At 59.4% G+C, this 17,997-nt stretch carries 16 protein-coding genes; 2 read left to right on the top strand and 14 right to left on the bottom strand.

Annotation, left to right across the window (positions count from 1 at the left end):
- Nucleotides 1-50: 50 nt before the first annotated feature.
- From ACP0GE_RS10715 to ACP0GE_RS10675, 9 genes are all read right to left on the bottom strand, one after another.
- Nucleotides 51-893 (bottom strand): hypothetical protein, encoded by an 843-nt coding sequence (locus ACP0GE_RS10715; RefSeq protein ID WP_424831940.1) that lies wholly within the window; start codon nucleotides 891-893, stop codon nucleotides 51-53.
- Nucleotides 894-1,047: 154 nt separating this feature from the next.
- Nucleotides 1,048-2,337, bottom strand: coding sequence for a hypothetical protein (locus ACP0GE_RS10710; RefSeq protein ID WP_424831939.1), 1,290 nt, complete (start codon nucleotides 2,335-2,337; stop codon nucleotides 1,048-1,050).
- Nucleotides 2,338-2,377: 40 nt separating this feature from the next.
- Nucleotides 2,378-3,691, bottom strand: coding sequence for a TfuA-like protein (locus ACP0GE_RS10705; RefSeq protein ID WP_424831938.1), 1,314 nt, complete (start codon nucleotides 3,689-3,691; stop codon nucleotides 2,378-2,380).
- Nucleotides 3,688-4,893 (bottom strand): YcaO-like family protein, encoded by a 1,206-nt coding sequence (locus ACP0GE_RS10700; protein ID WP_424831937.1) that lies wholly within the window; start codon nucleotides 4,891-4,893, stop codon nucleotides 3,688-3,690. Before ACP0GE_RS10700 ends, ACP0GE_RS10705 begins: the two co-directional genes overlap by 4 nt.
- Nucleotides 4,894-5,025: 132 nt before the next feature.
- The gene (locus ACP0GE_RS10695) at nucleotides 5,026-5,568 is read right to left on the bottom strand and encodes a DUF3833 domain-containing protein (protein ID WP_424831936.1); all 543 of its coding nucleotides are present in this window, start codon (nucleotides 5,566-5,568) and stop codon (nucleotides 5,026-5,028) included.
- Nucleotides 5,565-6,182 carry a DUF3833 domain-containing protein gene (locus ACP0GE_RS10690; protein WP_424831935.1) on the bottom strand — a complete coding sequence of 206 codons (618 nt, stop codon included), beginning with the start codon at nucleotides 6,180-6,182 and terminating at the stop codon, nucleotides 5,565-5,567. The genes ACP0GE_RS10695 and ACP0GE_RS10690 overlap by 4 nt, the downstream gene beginning before the upstream one ends.
- A complete protein-coding gene (locus ACP0GE_RS10685) occupies nucleotides 6,179-7,402 on the bottom strand; it encodes an MFS transporter (RefSeq protein ID WP_424831934.1) in 1,224 nt (407 codons plus the stop codon). The genes ACP0GE_RS10690 and ACP0GE_RS10685 overlap by 4 nt, the downstream gene beginning before the upstream one ends.
- The gene (locus ACP0GE_RS10680) at nucleotides 7,402-7,947 is read right to left on the bottom strand and encodes a hypothetical protein (protein ID WP_424831933.1); all 546 of its coding nucleotides are present in this window, start codon (nucleotides 7,945-7,947) and stop codon (nucleotides 7,402-7,404) included. Before ACP0GE_RS10680 ends, ACP0GE_RS10685 begins: the two co-directional genes overlap by 1 nt.
- The gene (locus ACP0GE_RS10675; protein ID WP_424831932.1) at nucleotides 7,910-9,232 is read right to left on the bottom strand and encodes an NAD(P)/FAD-dependent oxidoreductase; all 1,323 of its coding nucleotides are present in this window, start codon (nucleotides 9,230-9,232) and stop codon (nucleotides 7,910-7,912) included. The genes ACP0GE_RS10680 and ACP0GE_RS10675 overlap by 38 nt, the downstream gene beginning before the upstream one ends.
- A gap of 192 nt (nucleotides 9,233-9,424) precedes the next feature.
- Here ACP0GE_RS10675 and ACP0GE_RS10670 point away from each other — a divergent pair, with 192 nt between their 5' ends.
- Nucleotides 9,425-10,150 carry an SDR family NAD(P)-dependent oxidoreductase gene (locus ACP0GE_RS10670; protein ID WP_424831931.1) on the top strand — a complete coding sequence of 242 codons (726 nt, stop codon included), beginning with the start codon at nucleotides 9,425-9,427 and terminating at the stop codon, nucleotides 10,148-10,150.
- A gap of 3 nt (nucleotides 10,151-10,153) precedes the next feature.
- On the opposite strand, the gene ACP0GE_RS10665 is transcribed toward ACP0GE_RS10670, so the two are convergent.
- Both ACP0GE_RS10665 and ACP0GE_RS10660 read right to left on the bottom strand, forming a co-directional pair.
- Nucleotides 10,154-11,806 carry a DUF6504 family protein gene (locus ACP0GE_RS10665; RefSeq protein WP_424831930.1) on the bottom strand — a complete coding sequence of 551 codons (1,653 nt, stop codon included), beginning with the start codon at nucleotides 11,804-11,806 and terminating at the stop codon, nucleotides 10,154-10,156.
- 62 nt (nucleotides 11,807-11,868) lie between these two features.
- The gene (locus tag ACP0GE_RS10660) at nucleotides 11,869-12,156 is read right to left on the bottom strand and encodes an I78 family peptidase inhibitor (RefSeq protein WP_424831929.1); all 288 of its coding nucleotides are present in this window, start codon (nucleotides 12,154-12,156) and stop codon (nucleotides 11,869-11,871) included.
- A 130-nt stretch (nucleotides 12,157-12,286) separates the two neighbouring features.
- Here ACP0GE_RS10660 and ACP0GE_RS10655 point away from each other — a divergent pair, with 130 nt between their 5' ends.
- On the top strand, nucleotides 12,287-13,399 hold the full coding sequence (locus ACP0GE_RS10655) for an S-(hydroxymethyl)glutathione dehydrogenase/class III alcohol dehydrogenase (RefSeq protein ID WP_424831928.1): 1,113 nt from the start codon (nucleotides 12,287-12,289) through the stop codon (nucleotides 13,397-13,399).
- A gap of 53 nt (nucleotides 13,400-13,452) precedes the next feature.
- Here the strand turns inward: ACP0GE_RS10655 and ACP0GE_RS10650 are convergent, their stop codons facing one another.
- From ACP0GE_RS10650 to ACP0GE_RS10640, 3 genes are all read right to left on the bottom strand, one after another.
- The gene (locus tag ACP0GE_RS10650) at nucleotides 13,453-14,391 is read right to left on the bottom strand and encodes a DMT family transporter (RefSeq protein ID WP_424831927.1); all 939 of its coding nucleotides are present in this window, start codon (nucleotides 14,389-14,391) and stop codon (nucleotides 13,453-13,455) included.
- A 143-nt stretch (nucleotides 14,392-14,534) separates the two neighbouring features.
- On the bottom strand, nucleotides 14,535-14,948 hold the full coding sequence (locus tag ACP0GE_RS10645) for a group III truncated hemoglobin (protein ID WP_424831926.1): 414 nt from the start codon (nucleotides 14,946-14,948) through the stop codon (nucleotides 14,535-14,537).
- 49 nt (nucleotides 14,949-14,997) lie between these two features.
- Nucleotides 14,998-17,916 carry an error-prone DNA polymerase gene (locus ACP0GE_RS10640; protein WP_424831925.1) on the bottom strand — a complete coding sequence of 973 codons (2,919 nt, stop codon included), beginning with the start codon at nucleotides 17,914-17,916 and terminating at the stop codon, nucleotides 14,998-15,000.
- Nucleotides 17,917-17,997 lie beyond the last annotated feature (81 nt).

Below are 17,997 nucleotides of genomic sequence, written 5' to 3'. Positions count from 1 at the left end.
CAAAAAAGGGCGCGGCTCGATGCGCGCCCCTTCCTTTATTCTCTGCGAAATCAGTCGCCGCGCGCTTTGGCGCCACTGACTTTCGCGCCCGAGACTTTGGCCCCACTGACCTTGGCGCCGCTGACTTTCGCGCCCGAAACCTTGGCACCGCTGACTTTGGCACCGCTGATACCAACGCCATCGCCGAGACATACATCCAGCAAGACCTGTTCGAACATTCCGGTCATCACATCCATTCGGATGGTGTAGTCGGCCTTGTCATAGTCCCAGACGCGGATGTCATCGGCTATCTGGAAATCGGCAGCAGCCACACCGCTTAGGGTCGGGTTGTTGGGCGCGCGTGACGCGAGACCGCCCGGGCTGTCCCCGTCTGTTGCGCTGTCCCCCTCGCCATGGACAAGGAAAATGGTCGGCTCCGGCAGGTCGAAATAAGTACCCTCATAGGCAAATCCGTAGATCTTTGCGAAACGCGCATCGTCGCCCAACTGCTTGGACAGGAAGCTGTTTTGGCCTTTTGCTTTCTTTTCGGAGATTTCCTTGAAGCGTTGCCGACCCTTGCTGAAATTTCCACGTTGCAGCCAGAATCCTTTTTCCTCGCCCGACAAGACTTTCACGACGGTCCCAACCTCGAACTGCTCTTTGCTTTTCCAGGTTTTGTTTGCGTCGTTGGACACGGTGTAGATGCCGTTCTGCTTCTTCTTTTTCTGATCCTTGATCAGAATCTTGTCTCCGACCGCGACGGTCTGGCCGTTGACCTTCAGCCCCTTCAAATCGGCGATGTTTTCGGTACTGCCGACCTTGGCTTCGGGATTTTCCTCTTTTTTGATCTTCAGTTCACGAACCAATCTTCCAAATAACAGCACTTCTGAAAAACTGAGTAAGGATCCAGACATTAACTTCTCTCCCTAATTGCGGGAGCGACGCAGTCCGAGACCCCATCTCTCCCCCCTTGTTGGCGCATCTGTAAAAACGCCTAATCTCAAAAATATCATCCCGTGGCCGTAAAATGCCACAAGACGCCGCGAAATCAAAGTCTTTTGCGACGGCTCAATCTGGTACTTGCGTGCGGATAGACGCCGAGTGGCTGTTTTCATCCGGTTCCGCCAAACGCGGGCCAGCTTCGGTCAGGCCGATTTCGCGCATGCGGAAATTGCCCTCGATAATTCGCCGAAACGCGTCGCCGGTGATTTCCTGATCCACGGCCAGCAAAGCGCGTTCAACGCCGAAATAGCTGAGCATGTCTGCATCCAGCATTTCCCATGCGTCAGCCAGATACGTGCCCAGAAAATCCCGTGCCTCAAGCAGGGCGATCCGGAACCCATCAGGGTCTTCGGCATAGCGTTCATCGAACATCCGCTGCATCACGGCGCCATATTCCGGTGTACCCTCAAGCTTGTCCGACAGGTCCTCCATCTCGGGGCTAATCAGATCGTGGACCAGCAGCCGTTCGTGGTAGATATCGACAAAGACGTCGAACATTGCGCCGGTCAGCGGTTCCGAGAGATCGTGTTCGCTGGACCAGCCCTTTGCGAACTCGGATAGTACCCGGTCATTGGCGGCAAGCCGGATTTGCGCATTCTCGGACAGTTCGGCAAAGCGGCTGAGGCGATTGAAGGTGTAAAGATTGCCGCGTGTGTTTTCCAACAGGCCGTCAACCACCGATCCGAAGTGCAGCGAGGTCAGCAGCGCCACCAGATCGGCGGCGGACTCGTGGAAACCATAGTATTCGCCCGGGCCATCCCCCTGTGTCGGCAGGCCGACGACGCTGTAGATAATGGCATGTCCGATCTCATGCGAAACCACGTCGAAGTTCAGGCTATAGGGGCGGTATTCGTTGCCGTGTTCCCGGGTGCCGCCGGTCTCGAGAAATCCCCAACCGATATGGGCATTGTCCAGACTGGGCAGCAGCGACAGTTCCAGCCGGTCAAAGTCGCGGGCGAAGTGCCAGGGGATTGGACGGTCGAAATAGCCTTCCCACACATCCATGGTGAAATGGGCGGCCCCAAACAGATGGGCAGCCTCAAAAGCCGGGTCTGACGGGTCGATATGGATGAAATTGCCGTACTCATCCGGTTCCGCAGGCGGGTGGATATACCCGTCCCACGACGGAAGGTACATTTGCGGGCCAAACGGGCCGTCGATCATCGCGCCGTAGGGGGTTGTCTTGCCAACCGGGTTGACCGTGTACATGCGCGGCCCGGACGGGCCTGCGCCGATGCTGCCCGGAGGGGCCGAGATTTCCACCAGTTCAGGCTTCGCGTTCGGGTCCATGAAGGGCGATTGCGGATACAGCAGGAAGCGCGTTCCGGGGGCTTCGTCCTGAAAGGTCTGGTTCATCAAAATACCCTCCTGCGGTCTGCCAGGGTCGTAATGTGGATCAGAGGTCACCCTCTGACTGGCAGAACAAGAATTCAGCTTCGATCAATTCATAAAATGCGTCGCGCCCGGCCAGGCCAAGTGAAACTGCGTAGGATTCAAGATCATCCGGTACCGTTTGGTCAAGCCGTGTTTCAAAATACCATATCATGACCTGCAATCGGTCTATCGACGGCCCGTTCGTTCCGGCCTGCTCGGAAAGAGTTTTTGCCTTGCGGGCGGCCCGATCGCGCAGGGCGTTATAGCTGCCGTTTTGGCGCAGCTCGGTCAGCAAGGGGGTAGACAAAGCCTCTGAACGCGTTGTCAGCGCAGCCTGTACACGCGCGCGGCTGGCCAGATGGGATTCATAGTCTTGCGAGCTCAGATCGTTTTCGTCCAACCAACGCATCAGGTCCGCATGACGCGGCAGTCCGGCATGGGTTCTGTGCAGTGTCATTTGATGCATCAGCGCCTTCCGGTCCGGTTCATGATCCCGCCGCCGTGCGTCTTCACTTGCCAACAGCCCCAGCAAGGCGCGGTCCCGGAATTGGGCATAACGATCCGGGTCCAGCCGAAGTTCGTTGATAATCCGAAGATCCCCGATCTGCCCCGGCGTTGGCTCGCGATCAACGCGGGCGCGCAGCTCACGCCACGCAAGGGTGGGTTCGACCCGCGTTGGCGCGCCATTGATCTGCCCTGCCGCATCCTGCGCCGCCATTTGCGTCAACATCTCTCGGGCGTCTTTGGCCTTGGCATCGACTTGCCCCCCGGGCAGCCACGCCGAAAATTCAGACAGGCCGGGCTGCCCGTCCAATGCTTTGCAAATGTTCTTCCAGGTCCGTTGGCGGTAGTGCATCGCCTTGGCCACCCGCAACAGCTCGGCTGCGGTGTTTTTTGGCAGAACGCCAGTCTCAACCGCCTGTTCGACTGTTGCACGGACCGAGACCATAGGTTCGCTGAGCGGTTTGAAGCCCAGTTCGGCAGGGCTGTGCAGGACGGCAACCTCGTCATCGTCCTGCAATGTGCCGTCATGATAGTCGCGGAATATCCGGCCAACGCCGATCATGCCAAAATCGGCCAACTCGGCGGCACGCAGGGCCCCCATACTGGCGCTGCCGTAAACCGGGATACCCTGTTTAATGGCCCAAAGGATCTCTTTGTGCCAGACCGACGGTACGCCTTCGAAAAACCCGTCAATGATCCCAATTGCCCGGGGTTGCTGTTGAACGGCGCGGTACACGTCACCCTGCCGCACCGGGGGAAGGATGGTGGCGTCCAGTTGGCGCAAGACCTCTTTGGCGGAAAGGGTCGGACCTACAAAAACGATGACCGTCATTGCGCCGCCTCTCGAATCCGATTTGCACGGGGCCCGGCAACATAGTCGGGTTCGTCATGCGGGGCCTCCAACCCCGGAATGATGGCGCGGATCACGGCAATGTCGATTTCAGGCCGGGACAGATCGACCGTAATCACCTGCGGCATTCCGCTGTCGGACAGACGGTCCAGCAACAGGCTCAGATCATCGTCGAAAGACTTGGTCACATATGTCGGGCAATCCTGATAGCTGGTCGAGGCTGGCGCCTTTTCAATCAGATTGTGCACATAGGTGCTGCGATCCGACTGAGCCCTGTCTGTGAATTCTTCCGGGTCCAGATCGTCCCGCGCGCCGGAAATATAGGTCAGCCGTGTCTGCGCGGCCTCGGTCAGTGCCCTCAGCAAGGCAATTGCACGGTCGGGATGGCAGCCCTCGCCAATGCCGATGTGGCCGGATTTTCCGTCTGCCTCGCCGATCATACAGCGGAAACTGGCAATGCCGATGTCCGAGGTTGTATCCCAGACACCCATCTCAAGCCCGGCCTGCGCAATCAAATCCATGGCCTGCCGGCATCGCGGATCATCAATACTGTCCGGGTCTACCCGTGGCGGTAGCGATTGGTGATGCCACAGCGTCGTGGCATCCCGTTCGATCAACTCGCAAATGGCATGGCAACTGGCCTCGGTCGCATTGTTGCCCGAGGCCAGCCCGTTGGTTGTCCTGGGAAACGCGCCTTGCCCCGCGCTGTGTGCGCCGGTGTAGTCTGTATCGACCATTTCATATGGTGCCCAGCAGGCACGATCTGTGCTCAGGTCATGGCCCTGCACCCACAGCATGGCGCGTGACGGATCGAACTGCCCCCGTGTGACCCTTGGCAGAGCATAAACATCTGCAACATGCGTATCGGCAATCAGCTCGTCATGACTGGCCAACCGCAGCGGCAATTCGATGCGTTCCGCATGCCACGATTCGATTGCCTCCATCACACCCGAGGCTTCGGCGGCGCGCAGGGACAGACCCTTGCCCAGCGATACGGCCACAGATCGGGAGTTCGGGCGCGTCACCATAACGGTGGGTAAACCGATCCGGTCCAATCCGGTCAGGTTTGCAATACGGGTAATACCCATGCGTTTGAGATGAGGGCGCACGATGGTAAGGGTTTGTTCCGGATCCCGCAGGCGATGCGTGTCCAGAACATATGTCTTCTGCGATGTTTTGGGCATGCACCTGACCTTGCCAATATGATCCACAGACCGGTAGCGCCGAAATTGCGCCAAGCTAAGGCCGATCTGGTTCTGACAAGGATGGGCGATCCGGCCCAACGGGTCAACCGCCCCGGTTGCTGGCCGTAAAAGTCATTTCTTTTCAAAGTATAAAATAACCTCGCCCAATCGCACCCCAAAGCGCGAGACATAGGCCCGGTTGAGCAGCCGATCATCACTGAGCAGCCACATCCAGTCGTCGAAGTTGACCCGCATTGTGCCGTCTTTCACCGGCAGATCGATCTTGTATTTCCAGTTGAAGGTATCACCACGCTCGATCCCGGACGCGGTGCCCAAAACGCCCGGCGCGGTGCCGGTCCAGGTGTCCTCACCCGTTTTGGTCAGGGTCCAGATCCGTTGCTCGGTTGCGCCGTCGTCATAGACAAAGTCCTCAACCAGGGTCAGGGTTTCACCGTCCCATGTTCCATCAATCTCGACTGTAAATCGACGGGGGACGTTGCCCAGAATGTCCTGAAACTGACCATAGGCGACGGTTTTGCCCTCAAAGAACTCTTCCAAGTTCAATTGTCGGTCAGACAGGAATGTTTTCGGCACACGCGGTTTGGCAGAACAGGCGGTCAGCGCGGCCAGCCCGACAATCGCAAGTGCGGCAATCAGAAAGCGGCGCGTGTTCATTGAAGAGGCCGTGCGTCTGCATCGGTGTCATAGCCGTTTGCGCCATTTAGATGGGCCGCTGCAACTTCGGGCGCCGGGCGCATCGTGGCGATCAGCTCCGCCACCTTTAACCCGAATTTCCGCATCTCGGACCGGTTCATGATCGCGCCGTTTTCGGTCAGATACATCCAATCGGTCACATCCAGCACGTGGCCGCCAGCGTCTTCGGGCAGGATAATGCGATAGGTCAGCTTGACCGTAGAGCCTGAGATCACGCCGTGCCCTTCGCCCACGATATCGTATGCAGTTGCAGTAAAGGTGTTGCCGGTCCCCAGTGTCAGATACCATTTTCGGGACATCTGTTTGCCGTTTGAATATGTGAAATACTCGGCCAGGGTGCCTGTGTTTCCCTCCCACTCTCCGACCATGCGCGCCACGAAGCTGTTCGACATCTTGCCGTTCGGGCCATAAATCAAACCCTCGGACAGGATTTCGCCGCTCAGGTGTTTCTTGAGCGAAAACTGAGGCCCTGTACTGGCGTAATCTGTAGGTGACTGGGACCTAAAACTCAGGAATCGGGTTTTGCCCACGATCAGGGCCAGTAGCGCAAGCAGGATGACAACAGCAAGTTTCATTTGGCAGATACCTCCGTCGGAAGCGTCAGGACCATGCCAAACGCTCCGATTTTGAGAATGCAGGGAAGGACGGCATAGGCGAGGTTGAGTGTTTCAAGCGCCTGCGCCGAGTTCGATTGTCCGGGGACAAATCCACTGCGTTCCAGCAGCGGCAGAGTAAAAAACGCGGCCAGTGCAAGACCCAGCTTGCCTGCAAAAGACCAAATGCCGAACGCGGCCGAGGCGTTCAGCCCGGCGCGTGTCAGAGCGACCGAGAACATGGCGGGCAGAACCACCATATCCGCGCCCAGCGCGGCACCCGATGCGATGCAGATCACGGCAAAGCCACCCAGATTGCCAACTGACAGCATGGCAGCCCCGATAAAGCCGGCAATCGACAGGGGCATCGCAATTATCAGAGTCTGTTTCGGGCCAATCCGGTTGCTCAACCGTGCCCAGAACGGCACGCTGACCCCGGCGCTGAGGAAAAACAGGATCAGTAAAGGCCCTGCCTTGCCCGGCAATTGCAGCCGGTCCTCGACAAAAAACAGAAACAGGGTCGAGGTAATTGCCACTGGCAGGCTGTTCACAAGTGCCAGAGCCAAAAGGCGCAATGCACCGGCCTGACCGAGACCGGCGAAAGACAGGCCCTGGCCAGTGATCGGTGCCCTGCGCCACATCGGCACGGTCAGAATCAGTGTGCACACGGCCAAGCACCCAAGAAACAGGCCAAACGCCGGATAGCCCTGCGCCCCGGCCCCCAGCGCCACAAACAGTGCTGGGGCGGCGGCGGCGATGACCACCCCGGCCAATTGCCCGCCTTCACGGTAGGCCGCCAGCACCATTAGTTCCTTGGCATCCGCCTTTTTGGCCAAAGTCGCGCTGCGGCCATAGAGCAGGATGGTTCCAAGACTGTAGGCCGAGAACAATAGGATCAGGGTGACCACCAGGACACTGACACTGGCGCTCTCTGGCAAATTGAACAGTACCGGGAAACCGACTGCCAGCCCAAGCGCTGCCGCTGCGGCAAAGAAAAGCTGACCTCCGGGCCAGCGGTCAATGGACCAGCCGATCAGCGGGTCCTGCACCAGATCCACCAGTCGAATGACCAGCAGGACGGTGCCGATAACACCCAGTCCAAGCCCCAGATTGACGGCGGCAAAACGAGGCAGGTGGATATAAAGCGGAATCCCGGCCGCGGCCAGCATCAAGGCGTAAAGACTGACCCGTGGATACAGCATCACTGCCCCTTCAACTGACGGGTAAAACTGGCCGAGCGTGTGTCATTGCCCAGAAAAATCGACATGAAAGCCCGCTTTGCACCGGGGTAGGACAGAACACATGTCTTTTTGCCATTACGCCAGAACCCAACCGCGTTTGGCCCTTGTGAGACGGCCAGGTAACTGTCTCCTTTTTGGACGGCCTGAAAGCACTGTTCCAGTTGCGCCTGTGTTGGGGTCGGATTGCCCTGGCGGGCCATCTCTTCCAGCGTGGATTCAACCAGCGCCTTTTGTTTGAGGGTCTTGCGATAGGTCAGTTTCAGGCCAAAATCCTCAGTCCAGCTGAACGGGGCGCCGCCGGGCGTGTAAAGCGTGGCGTCATAAAGAGGCAGGCCCAGAAAACGGAAGGTGGAGCTGCCAAGTTGCTTAGGGTCCTGCAATCCTCCGGGAATTGGCGAGGCCACCAGCCCGGCAGGGGCCAGTAGCAAGACTGCCAAAAGGGCCGCGCGGCAGGTGTCGCAACCCGATCTACGCAGGAATGGCCTGATCTTTGTCAGAAACGCCATTTTCAGCTCCGAGGGTTTGCGGGGTGCCGTTCAGCAAATCCACGACATGCATGGCGCTGGCGATCCCGTCTTCGTGAAATCCGTGCCGGTTGTAAGCACCGGCAAACCAAGTTCGGTTCTGCCCCTGCATCTTGCGGATTTGCCCTTGCGCATGCAGGGCGGCTTTGTCGAATACCGGATGGGCGAATTCGACGGTATCGTATGTTTTCTCCGCAGGAATTTCCGATGCTGCGTTCAACGTCACAAACAGAGGATCACTGTCCGGAATATTCTGAAGACGGTTCATCCAATATGTGACCCCGACATTGCCTTTTTGCGATCGATAGGTCCAACTGGACCAGCACGCGCGCCGCCGGGGCATCTGGCGCGGGTCGCAATGCAGAACGGCCGTATTCGGCTGATAGCGGATCGCGCCGAGCGCAGCCTTTTCAGCAGCGGTCGCCTGATCGCCCAGAATGGCCAGCGACTGGTCGGAATGGGTGGCCAATATGACCTCGTCAAACAGCTCGGATTGACCCTGACTGCGTATCGTGACGCCCAGATCGTGGCGATCGATATGCTGAACGGGTGATGCAACGCGGATTTCGCTGCCGCGCCCGCGCAGAGCGGTTTCGATCCGGCGGACATACTCGATACTGCCGCCTTTGACCGTGTACCATTGATGCTGATTGGCGCGCCCGCTGGCCAGCAGGGCGTGATTGCGGAAGAACTGAACCAGCGAGCGGGCGGGAAATTGATCAACGAATTCCACCGGCGTGGACCAGATCGCCCCACACATCGGCATCAGGTAATTGTGTCGGAACCAGTGGCCAAGGCGCAGTTGATCGACCAGTTCTCCGATCGTGGTGTCGTCGTCGCGGGCGGCTTCGGGGGCCTCTTTGCCAAAGCGCAGGATATCGGCGATCATTTTATAATAGGCCGGACGGGCCAGATTGCGTTTTTGCGCTGTCAGGGTGCGCAGGTTGTTGAGGCCATATTCAATGCGCCCACCATCGATGGTCGCGCCAAAGCTCATCTCGGATTTGATTACGGGCACATTCAACTCGTCGAACAGGCGTGTCAGATAAGGGTAGGTGACATAGTTGAATACGATGAAACCAGTATCAACCGGCTGATCCCCGTGCTTTCCGGCCAACACGGTTCGCGCGTGACCGCCCAGCCTGGATTCAGCTTCGAAAACGGTGACATCGTGGTTTTCTGAGAGGTAATAAGCAGCCGACAGACCTGAGATACCTGCACCTACTACTGCGATTTTCTTGCGTACGCCCCGGGTTTCGTCGAACATGCCATCCTCTTTGTGCGACATTTTACAATAGGATACGCAGGACAGGTGGGGGTGGATCAATCAGATTAGATTTTTTTCTGGAACGCACTATGTTTTGCCGACTGGCGTTTGGCTCCGCTTTTCCCGCCCGGGTCCGTGATCCACTGGTTTCTCTCATCCGTAAAACCTGAAACACAACTGAATTGGCTGGGTATGAGCAGTTTTCACGGAAAAACCTACTGGATTGTCGGCGCAAGCGAGGGTTTGGGCCGCGCGCTGGCTGAGGCACTCAGCCGTAAGGGTGCTCGCCTTATCCTTTCGGCGCGCAATGCAAAGCGCTTGTCCGATATCTGTGAAAACCTTCCAAACGCGCGGGCGATCCCGCTGGATGTGACCGATTTAGACTCTGTTCGCAATGCTGTGGCGCAGACGGGGTTGGTGGATGGTTTGGTCTATAATGCCGGGGCCTATGATCCGATGCGCGCAACAGAGTGGAACACGGAGTCCTCTCTGATGATAAGTGACGTGAACTATATGGGCGCATTGCGGGTGCTTGGGGAAACCGTTCCGGGATTTGTCAAAGCAGGTCAGGGCGAGATTACGCTGATCGGATCGTTGGCGGGCTATCACGGGTTGCCGGCGGCGATTGGGTACGGAGCCAGCAAGGCGGCGTTGATCTCACTGGCCGAGACGATGCGGCATGATCTGGCCGGGACCGGCGTAACGGTTCGGATTGTCAATCCGGGCTTCATCAAGACCCGCCTGACCGAAAAGAACAGCTTTCGGATGCCGATGCTGATGACGCCCGAGGACGCGGCAGAGCGTGTCGTCCGGGCGATGGCGCGCCGCCGCTTTCGCACCGATTTCCCTGCGTCGTTTTCCTGGGTGATCCGCCTGATCGATTATCTGCCGGATTTGCTGGTTTACCGTGGAAAATAGACTCTAACCAAACTGCCCCTGACAGAACCAGCCCGCTGACATCGTGCCGCCATGGCCATAGAACAGCCATAACCTTTCACCCTGCTCGGTCACGACTACCCAGTAATCGCGCACACCGCTGCGCCAGTTGGGGTCATCCAGCCACCATTCCGGTGCGATCCGCTCTGGCCCGGTGGCCTGCGCCAATCGCCAGTCGCGCCCGCGCCAGCGAAATGCGGAAGGCACATCCGGGGTTTCCGGCGCCATCACCGGTTCGGGCTGCCACATCTGCAAGGGGCGCGGTCGGGGTGGTGCAGGCCAGTCGCGGGCGGGTTCGGACCAAGCCGCTGCCAAAGTCTGGGCGGTTTTCTCGGGGATATGAGAGGCCGCCGGGTGGCGCCGTGTGATCACCTCAAGCCCCACGCGCGCGCCCAGTTTGCCAATCAGGTCTTCTACACCCGTATTGCCCTCGATCCTGTTGCGAACCGCATTACGAGCCTCAGCATGACCGGTCATGGTGCGGGCGTGTATCGGTTCGGTCTGCACCGCCTCAAGTCGCAGCATATCGATGCCATAACCGGCATCAATCTTGTCTATTTTCATCTCTAACAAAGGACGAATGCGGTATTTGTCGTAAGTGGGCCGAGCCAGACCGATCTCGATGACCTCAGCCGCCTGATCGGCACGATGCGCTTCAAGCCGTAATGTCCGCACCCCGCGGCCTTTCTCCTCCAGTTTGGTGCAGAGAGTTGGCAGAACCCGATCAACAGCGGCCATCACGTCCTCGACCAGACCGATCGGGTTGGGCAAGGTCATCCGCGCCGCAAAGTGATGCGGCGCGCGGGCGGGGGACACCGGTTCGGGTGCGCTGCCCATTGCCTGGTCTAGCCGCAGCACCAGCCCACGACCGAACCGCCGCGCTAAACTGGCGCGGGGTTGCCCCAGCAGATCGCCGATACGGCGCAGGCCCAGACGGTTCAACTGCGTCACCACCCGTTCTTCCAGCCGCAGCGCCGCGATGGGCAACGGGCTGAGCGCGCCATAGGCTTGCCCCGGTGCCGCAATCCGCGCGCCACCGCCCAACGCCATTACCTGAGGCGCGGTCCCGCCTTTGGTCCAGTGCCGCCGCTTGGTCGCGCGGGCGCGGGTGGCGCGGGCCTCCTGACTGATGGCGTCGCCGTTGCGGTCGGATGTCACCTCTTGCCCGGCATAACGTGCCAAGGCCCAGGCCGCACCCAGTGTATCGGCAATGCCAATCTGCACGCTGAGCCCCATATCGGCGCAGTCGGTTTCAAGAACGCTCAGCAAGGTCTCTTCTCCGCCGAACAGATGGGCGCAGCCCGACAGGTCGACGATCAGCCCGTCGGGCGCTTCCTCGGCCACCCAGGGGCTGAACTTGCTTGCCCAGCGGCGCAGCGCGTTCAGAAAGGCGGCCTCGGCCGGGATGTTGCGGGGGCGGGTCACAAGGTTTGCGCACATGGCGTGGGCATCACGTACCGGCTGACCAACACGCAGACCGGCGGCCTGAGCTTCGGTGTTCAGTGAGGTGACAACCTGCATGTTCGACTGCTCGGCCACCACGGCCAAAGGCCCGTCATGCAGGCCCCGGGCAGCGCGGATCAGCCGTTCAGCCCCCAGACGGGGGAACCATAAGGAGAGTATTCGGCGTTTGGGCATTGGGCAGACATCAAAATGTTCTCACTTTGTTCTTAAATGAGAATCAGCTTTCGAGTCCATGCCTACCCGCAAGTCAGGCGCTGAATGATTCCGGCGTCGTCCACGAAAACGTTCAGGCGATCAATACGGTAATCCTGTGTTGCGACGCTGTTGGGCCCCAATACCCGCGATCGTTCCGGTAGTTGTGCCTGAATGGTCGAAACCGGCTGGCCAACCGAGCCAGCAAACGCCTCGCCCAGACAAAAGGCCAGATCGACAGTTGCGATCTGGGGGGATGTCGGCGCGACCTGGGGTTCGGGCGTGTCCGTACAGGCCGATAAAAGGGCAAGGATCGGAAAAAATCGATACATTGGCGCTCCTCATGCTGGCAATGTCGCATCTGCAATACCAAAGACTTAGACACTCTGCCACGACTGCAGAGTTGAAAACGCTCTGTATTTGACGCAGGGTCGGGTCAAAGAAGACAGGGAGACTATTACCATGCGTACCCGTGCCGCCGTCGCCGTTCAGGCGGGCAAATCTTTGGAAGTGATGGATGTGAACCTCGAAGGCCCCAAAGCGGGTGAGGTTCTGGTCGAGATCAAGGCCACCGGCATCTGCCACACAGACGAATTCACCCTGTCGGGCGCCGATCCGGAGGGGCTGTTTCCGGCCATTCTGGGCCATGAAGGCGCAGGCGTGGTGCTTGAGGTCGGCCCGGGTGTCACCAGCCTGAAGCCGGGTGATCACGTGATCCCGCTCTACACCCCTGAATGTCGTGAGTGCGAATATTGTCTGCACCCCAAGACCAACCTGTGTCAGGCGATCCGTGAAACACAGGGGCAGGGCCTGATGCCCGATGGAACGTCCCGGTTCTCGACTTTGGATGGTGATCCGATCCTGCACTACATGGGCTGCTCGACCTTCGCGAACCACACGGTTTTGCCGGAAATCGCGCTGGCAAAGGTGCGTGAGGATGCGCCTTTTGACAAAATCTGCTACATCGGATGCGGTGTCACCACCGGCATCGGTGCGGTGATCAACACCGCTAAGGTCGAAATCGGTAGTCGCGCTATCGTGTTCGGTCTGGGCGGCATCGGCCTGAACGTCATTCAGGGCCTGCGTCTGGCCGGGGCCGATCAGATCGTCGGCGTCGACCTGAATCCGTCCAAGGTGGAAATGGCCACCAAGTTCGGCATGACCGATTTTGTGAACCCCAAAGAGGTCGAAGGTGATCTGGTGCCTTATCTGGTCAACCTGACCAAGGGCGGAGCGGATTATACCTTTGACGCAACCGGCAATGTCGGCGTGATGCGCGACGCGTTGGAATCAGCGCATAAGGGCTGGGGCGAGTCGATTATCATCGGCGTGGCGCCTGCAGGTGCCGAGATTTCGACCCGACCGTTCCAACTGGTCACTGGCCGGTCGTGGCGCGGTACCGCTTTTGGGGGTGCCCGTGGCCGGACCGATGTGCCAAAGATCGTCGACTGGTACATGGACGGCAAGATCGAGATCGACCCGATGATCACCCACACCATGGGTCTGGACGATATCAACCACGGCTTCGACTTGATGCATAAGGGCGAGAGCATTCGCTCGGTGGTGGTGTACTAAGGCTCTAAACCAAGCGGAATTGTCTTCTCGGCGCGCTGATTGGCGCGCCGTTCTTATTTCCCCGGGCGCGAAGCCCCGGTATCTGAGCGCGGAGACCGCACCCGCAGGACCGGCGTATTGACAGATGACGTATTGGCCCGGCTCTCGCGCCAGACAACAAACACACCGGATGCAATGATGATGCTGGCTCCGACGGCGACCCAGCTGTCGGGCTGTTCGCCAAAGAAGATCACGCCAAAGATCGTGGCCCAGATGATCTGGCTGTACTGGCTGGGGGCGACGACCCCGGCAGGCGCGGCGCGGTAGGCCATGATGATCAGGTGCTGGGCGATGACCGAAAACACGCCTACGAGGGCCATCATGGCCAGATGCAGCAGTGACGGTGGCTGATAGACGGCGGGCTGCATCAGGCTCATGACCAGAATGGCCAGCAGCATCGGATAGAGGATGAGCACGGCCGAGCGTTCCTCATTCCCGATCTTTCGCACCAGAACCGAGGCAAAGGCGCTGCAAAACGCTGCCGTCAAAGCCGCGAGATGGCCCAGTGTGATATCCGTGGAACCGGGGCGCAACACGATCAGAACGCCGATTAGTCCCACTCCGACAGCGGCCCAGCGTTGAATGCGGACGACCTCTCCCAAAATCGGGATCGACAGGACGGTGACGATCAAGGGGAAGGAGAAGAGCAGCGAATAGACCTCGGCCAGCGGCAGGACCGAGAAGGCGTAGAAGGCGCAGGCCATGGATGTGACCATCAGGGCTGAACGCAGAAGTACCAGCCACGGATGATGTGGCAGGAAGTTGCCTGTCGTGCGGTCGGTCAGGATCGTCACCGCCATCGGGACAAAGGAAAACAGCGTGGCGAAGAAGATGATCTGCATCACCGAATAGGTTCCGCCCAGCACTTTGATCAGCACGTCATGACTGGCAAAGACCGCGAATCCCAGAAACGCGAAACCAAGTCCCCGGAGGGTGGTGTTTTGAGTGCTCATAATCTGGCCTCAGGTGATGTCGGTGTGGTGGCACTGTGCCGTCGCAGCGCAAAGGGGCTGTCTTGCCTTTGAGTAAACTCATTTGGCCGGTCCGCATAGCCCCTATTTTACCGCTAACATCGCAAAGCCGTCATGCCGTGGGATCAACGCAGGATCGGTGGTGCATCCTTGGGTTGGCGGGCCGATTGCACCCCAGCCTTCATACCTACGCCGATCCGCCGGGCCAATGCGGCCCAAGGGGTTGCGGTTTCCTGTGGCAATGTCAGGGTTGCGACCTCTTCGAACAGATCCAGCCAATGGGCGAACATCTCGGGCTTTACGTCGGGCTGTTCAATATGGACCCGCTGCGGATTGCCGTCGTAGCTGCGTTCAAACAGGATGGCATTGCGCCAGAAGGCGGCGATCTTTTCTTCATGGGCGGGCCAGTCGGCGACGTGGTTGGCAAAGACCGGACCCAGCACGGCGTGCTCGCGCACACGGGCATAAAACGCGCGAACCTGAGCGTTGATCTGATCGGGCGTTGCCGGAAAGCGCGGCGGCAGGGTGGGTCTGGTCATTAAGGCACCGGAATTCGTCTCTGTTTTGGGCGAATATCCGGTTCTTGTGTTACGCAACAGGCGTGGTTTTGTCGCGCGGCGCGGGTGTCAGCAGATGCCGCAACAGGGCCACCGGATGCGCCCGCAGGCTGAGGCGGGTGGCCACGTAATCCTCGACCACCTGCTCGCCCAGCGTCATCTGGGGCAGGTGGGCTTCGGGCTCATCCAGTGCCTCACCCTCCAGATCCTGAGCGAACAGAGGCAGGGGCTTGGCCGTGGCAATCGCCTTGGCCTGCCACAGGGCTTCGCGCCGGGTCAGGTCGCAGGCGGCAAAGGCGTCGGCTTCGGCCAGTCGCTCGATCACTGACGGCCCCAGCCCGGCACGGCGCCAGACATCATCGACCTGATGATACCCGTTGCCGCGCGCAGCGGTCAGCCAACTGGCATCTTCCTCGCTGAGGCCCTTGATCTGGCGGAATCCCAGCCGCAGGGCCAGCCCGCCCTGACCGTCAGGCTCCATCACGTTGTCCCAGAAGCTGGCATTGATGCAGACCGGGCGGACTTGCACCCCGTGCTCGCGCGCATCGCGTACGATCTGGGCAGGCGCATAGAACCCCATCGGCTGAGAGTTCAGCAGCGCGCAGGCGAAAATCCCCGGATGATGGCATTTGATCCAGGCGCTGGCATAGACCAGCAGTGCAAAGCTGGCCGCGTGGCTTTCGGGGAAGCCATAGGACCCGAACCCTTCGATCTGCGAGAAACAGCGTTCGGCGAAATCGTCCTCATAGCCGTTGCGCTTCATCCCGCGCAGGAACAGGGTGCGGAATTCGCTGACATTTCCATGTTTCTTGAACGTCGCCAGTGAGCGCCGCAACCGGTCTGCCTGTTCCGGGGTGAACCCCGCGCCGACAATGGCGATCTGCATCGCTTGTTCCTGAAACAACGGCACGCCTTTCGTCTTGCCCAGTACCTCACCCAAGGCGTCCGAGGGGAAAACGACCGGCTCTTCACCATTTCTCCGCCGGATATAGGGATGCACCATATCGCCCTGAATGGGGCCGGGGCGGATAATGGCGACCTCGATCACCAGATCGTAGAAAGTGCGCGGCTTCATACGGGGCAGAAAGTTCATCTGCGCCCGGCTCTCCACCTGAAACACGCCAATACTGTCCGCCTTGCACAGCATGTCGTAAACCATCGGGTCCTCTGGCGGCAGGGTGGCCAGCGTATAGCTGGTGTGGTGGTGATGTGTGATCAGATCAAAGGCTTTGCGGATGCAGGTCAGCATCCCGAGGCTGAGAACATCGACCTTGAGGATGCCAAGCGAGTCGATGTCATCCTTGTCCCAGCAGATGACCGTGCGATCCTCCATCGTGGCGTTTTCGATGGGGACAAGTTCGTCCAAGCGTCCCTCGGTGATGATGAAACCGCCCACATGTTGGGACAGATGACGAGGGAAACCGTTGATCGTATAGACTAGTGTTAGAGTCTGTTTTAGCCGCCGATCCTCGGGGTCAAGGCCGATTTCACGCATCCGTTCCGCCTCAAGCCCGGCGGCTGAGAAGAATCCCCAAAGTTGGGAAGACAGTGCCGAGATGGTGTCTTCGGTCAGACCCATCGCCCGGCCAACCTCGCGAATGGCGCGTTTGCCGCGATAGTGGACAACCGTGGCGCAAAGGCCGGCGCGTTCGCGGCCATAGCGATCATAGATGTGCTGGATGACTTCCTCGCGGCGTTCGTGTTCGAAATCGACATCTATGTCAGGCGGCTCGTCGCGGGCTTCCGAGACGAAACGTTCGAAGACCATGGTGCCCATCTCGGGGCTGACCTCGGTGATGCCAAGGCAGAAGCAGACCACCGAATTGGCCGCCGAGCCGCGCCCCTGGCAGAGAATGTCGCGGGATCGGGCGAATTTCACGATGTCACGGACGGTCAGGAAATAGGGTTCGTATTTCAGCTTGCCGATCAGGGTCAGCTCATGGGCGAGCATCTGCTTGGCTTTATCCGGAGCCCCGGCGGGATAGCGCCATTTCAGCCCTTCATGCGCCAGACGGTGCAGGCGCTGGGTCGGGGTTTCCTGTTCGCTGCCTTCGCTGGGATATTCATAGCGCAGTTCATCCAGTGAGAATGTAAGCTGTTCGCTGAGTGCATGAGCGCGGGCAACAGCGCCTTCATGACCTCTGAAGATACGCAACATCTCGGTTTCCGAACGCAAACGCTGTTCGCCATTGGCCAGCGCGTCTCGGCCCAGTTCATCCACCTTACGGCGCAGGCGGATGGCGGTCAGCACATCACCCAGCTTGCGGCGGGCACCGTGATGCATCATCGGCGTGGCACTGGCGAGGGTGGGGATGCCAAGCTGCTTTGATTCAGTCTCTATTAACGAAAAAAGGTCGCTATCGGCCCCATCATAGCGAGGATGCATCAGCAGATGCATTCGCCCGGCAAAGCGGCGCGTCAACTGTTGCGTCTGTGTCTTCCATGCATCCGCGCCGCCCGGGGACCGGTCCGCCTGTGGCCAGAGCAGCAGGTGGAGACCGTCGGAAAACTCCAGCAGGTCGGACAAGTGCAGGATGCAATCGCCCTTTTCCGCACGCAGGCGACCGGCAGAGAGGATGCGGCACAGGTTGGCCCAGCCCTGCCGGTTCAGGGGCAGGGCGGTGACGGTGGGCGCGTCGGTAAAGATCAGCCGCGCCGCCGGGATCAGACGGGGCACGGCGTGGATCGGGTAGGAGGGCGGTTTGGTGATCTGATCGGGGCAGGGCGGGCCTATGGAGGTGTTCCGAGCCTCCCACTCCAGCCGTTCGCGGACCTTGCGGGCGATCTCGCGCGCCTGGGTATGGGCGCGGACAATGCCAGCGACCGAGTTGTCATCGGCAATGGCGATGGCGGGCAGGTTTAGGGTGACGGCACGTTCCATATACTCCTCGGGGTGGGACGCCCCGGTGAGGAAGGTGAAGTTCGACGTGATCGACAGCTCGGCATACATGGCGAGTCACTACTATATTCACGTTTTGTTCTTTTTCGAGTCCTTTGCGCAGGAAACGGGTCGCTTGGTTTTTCCGGGCAG

This window comes from Ruegeria sp. (genome assembly GCF_965243365.1).
Taxonomy (GTDB): Bacteria; Pseudomonadota; Alphaproteobacteria; order Rhodobacterales; family Rhodobacteraceae; genus Ruegeria.
Note: the sequence above shows the minus strand (reverse complement) of the source record. Positions and strands in the feature narration are given on the sequence as shown.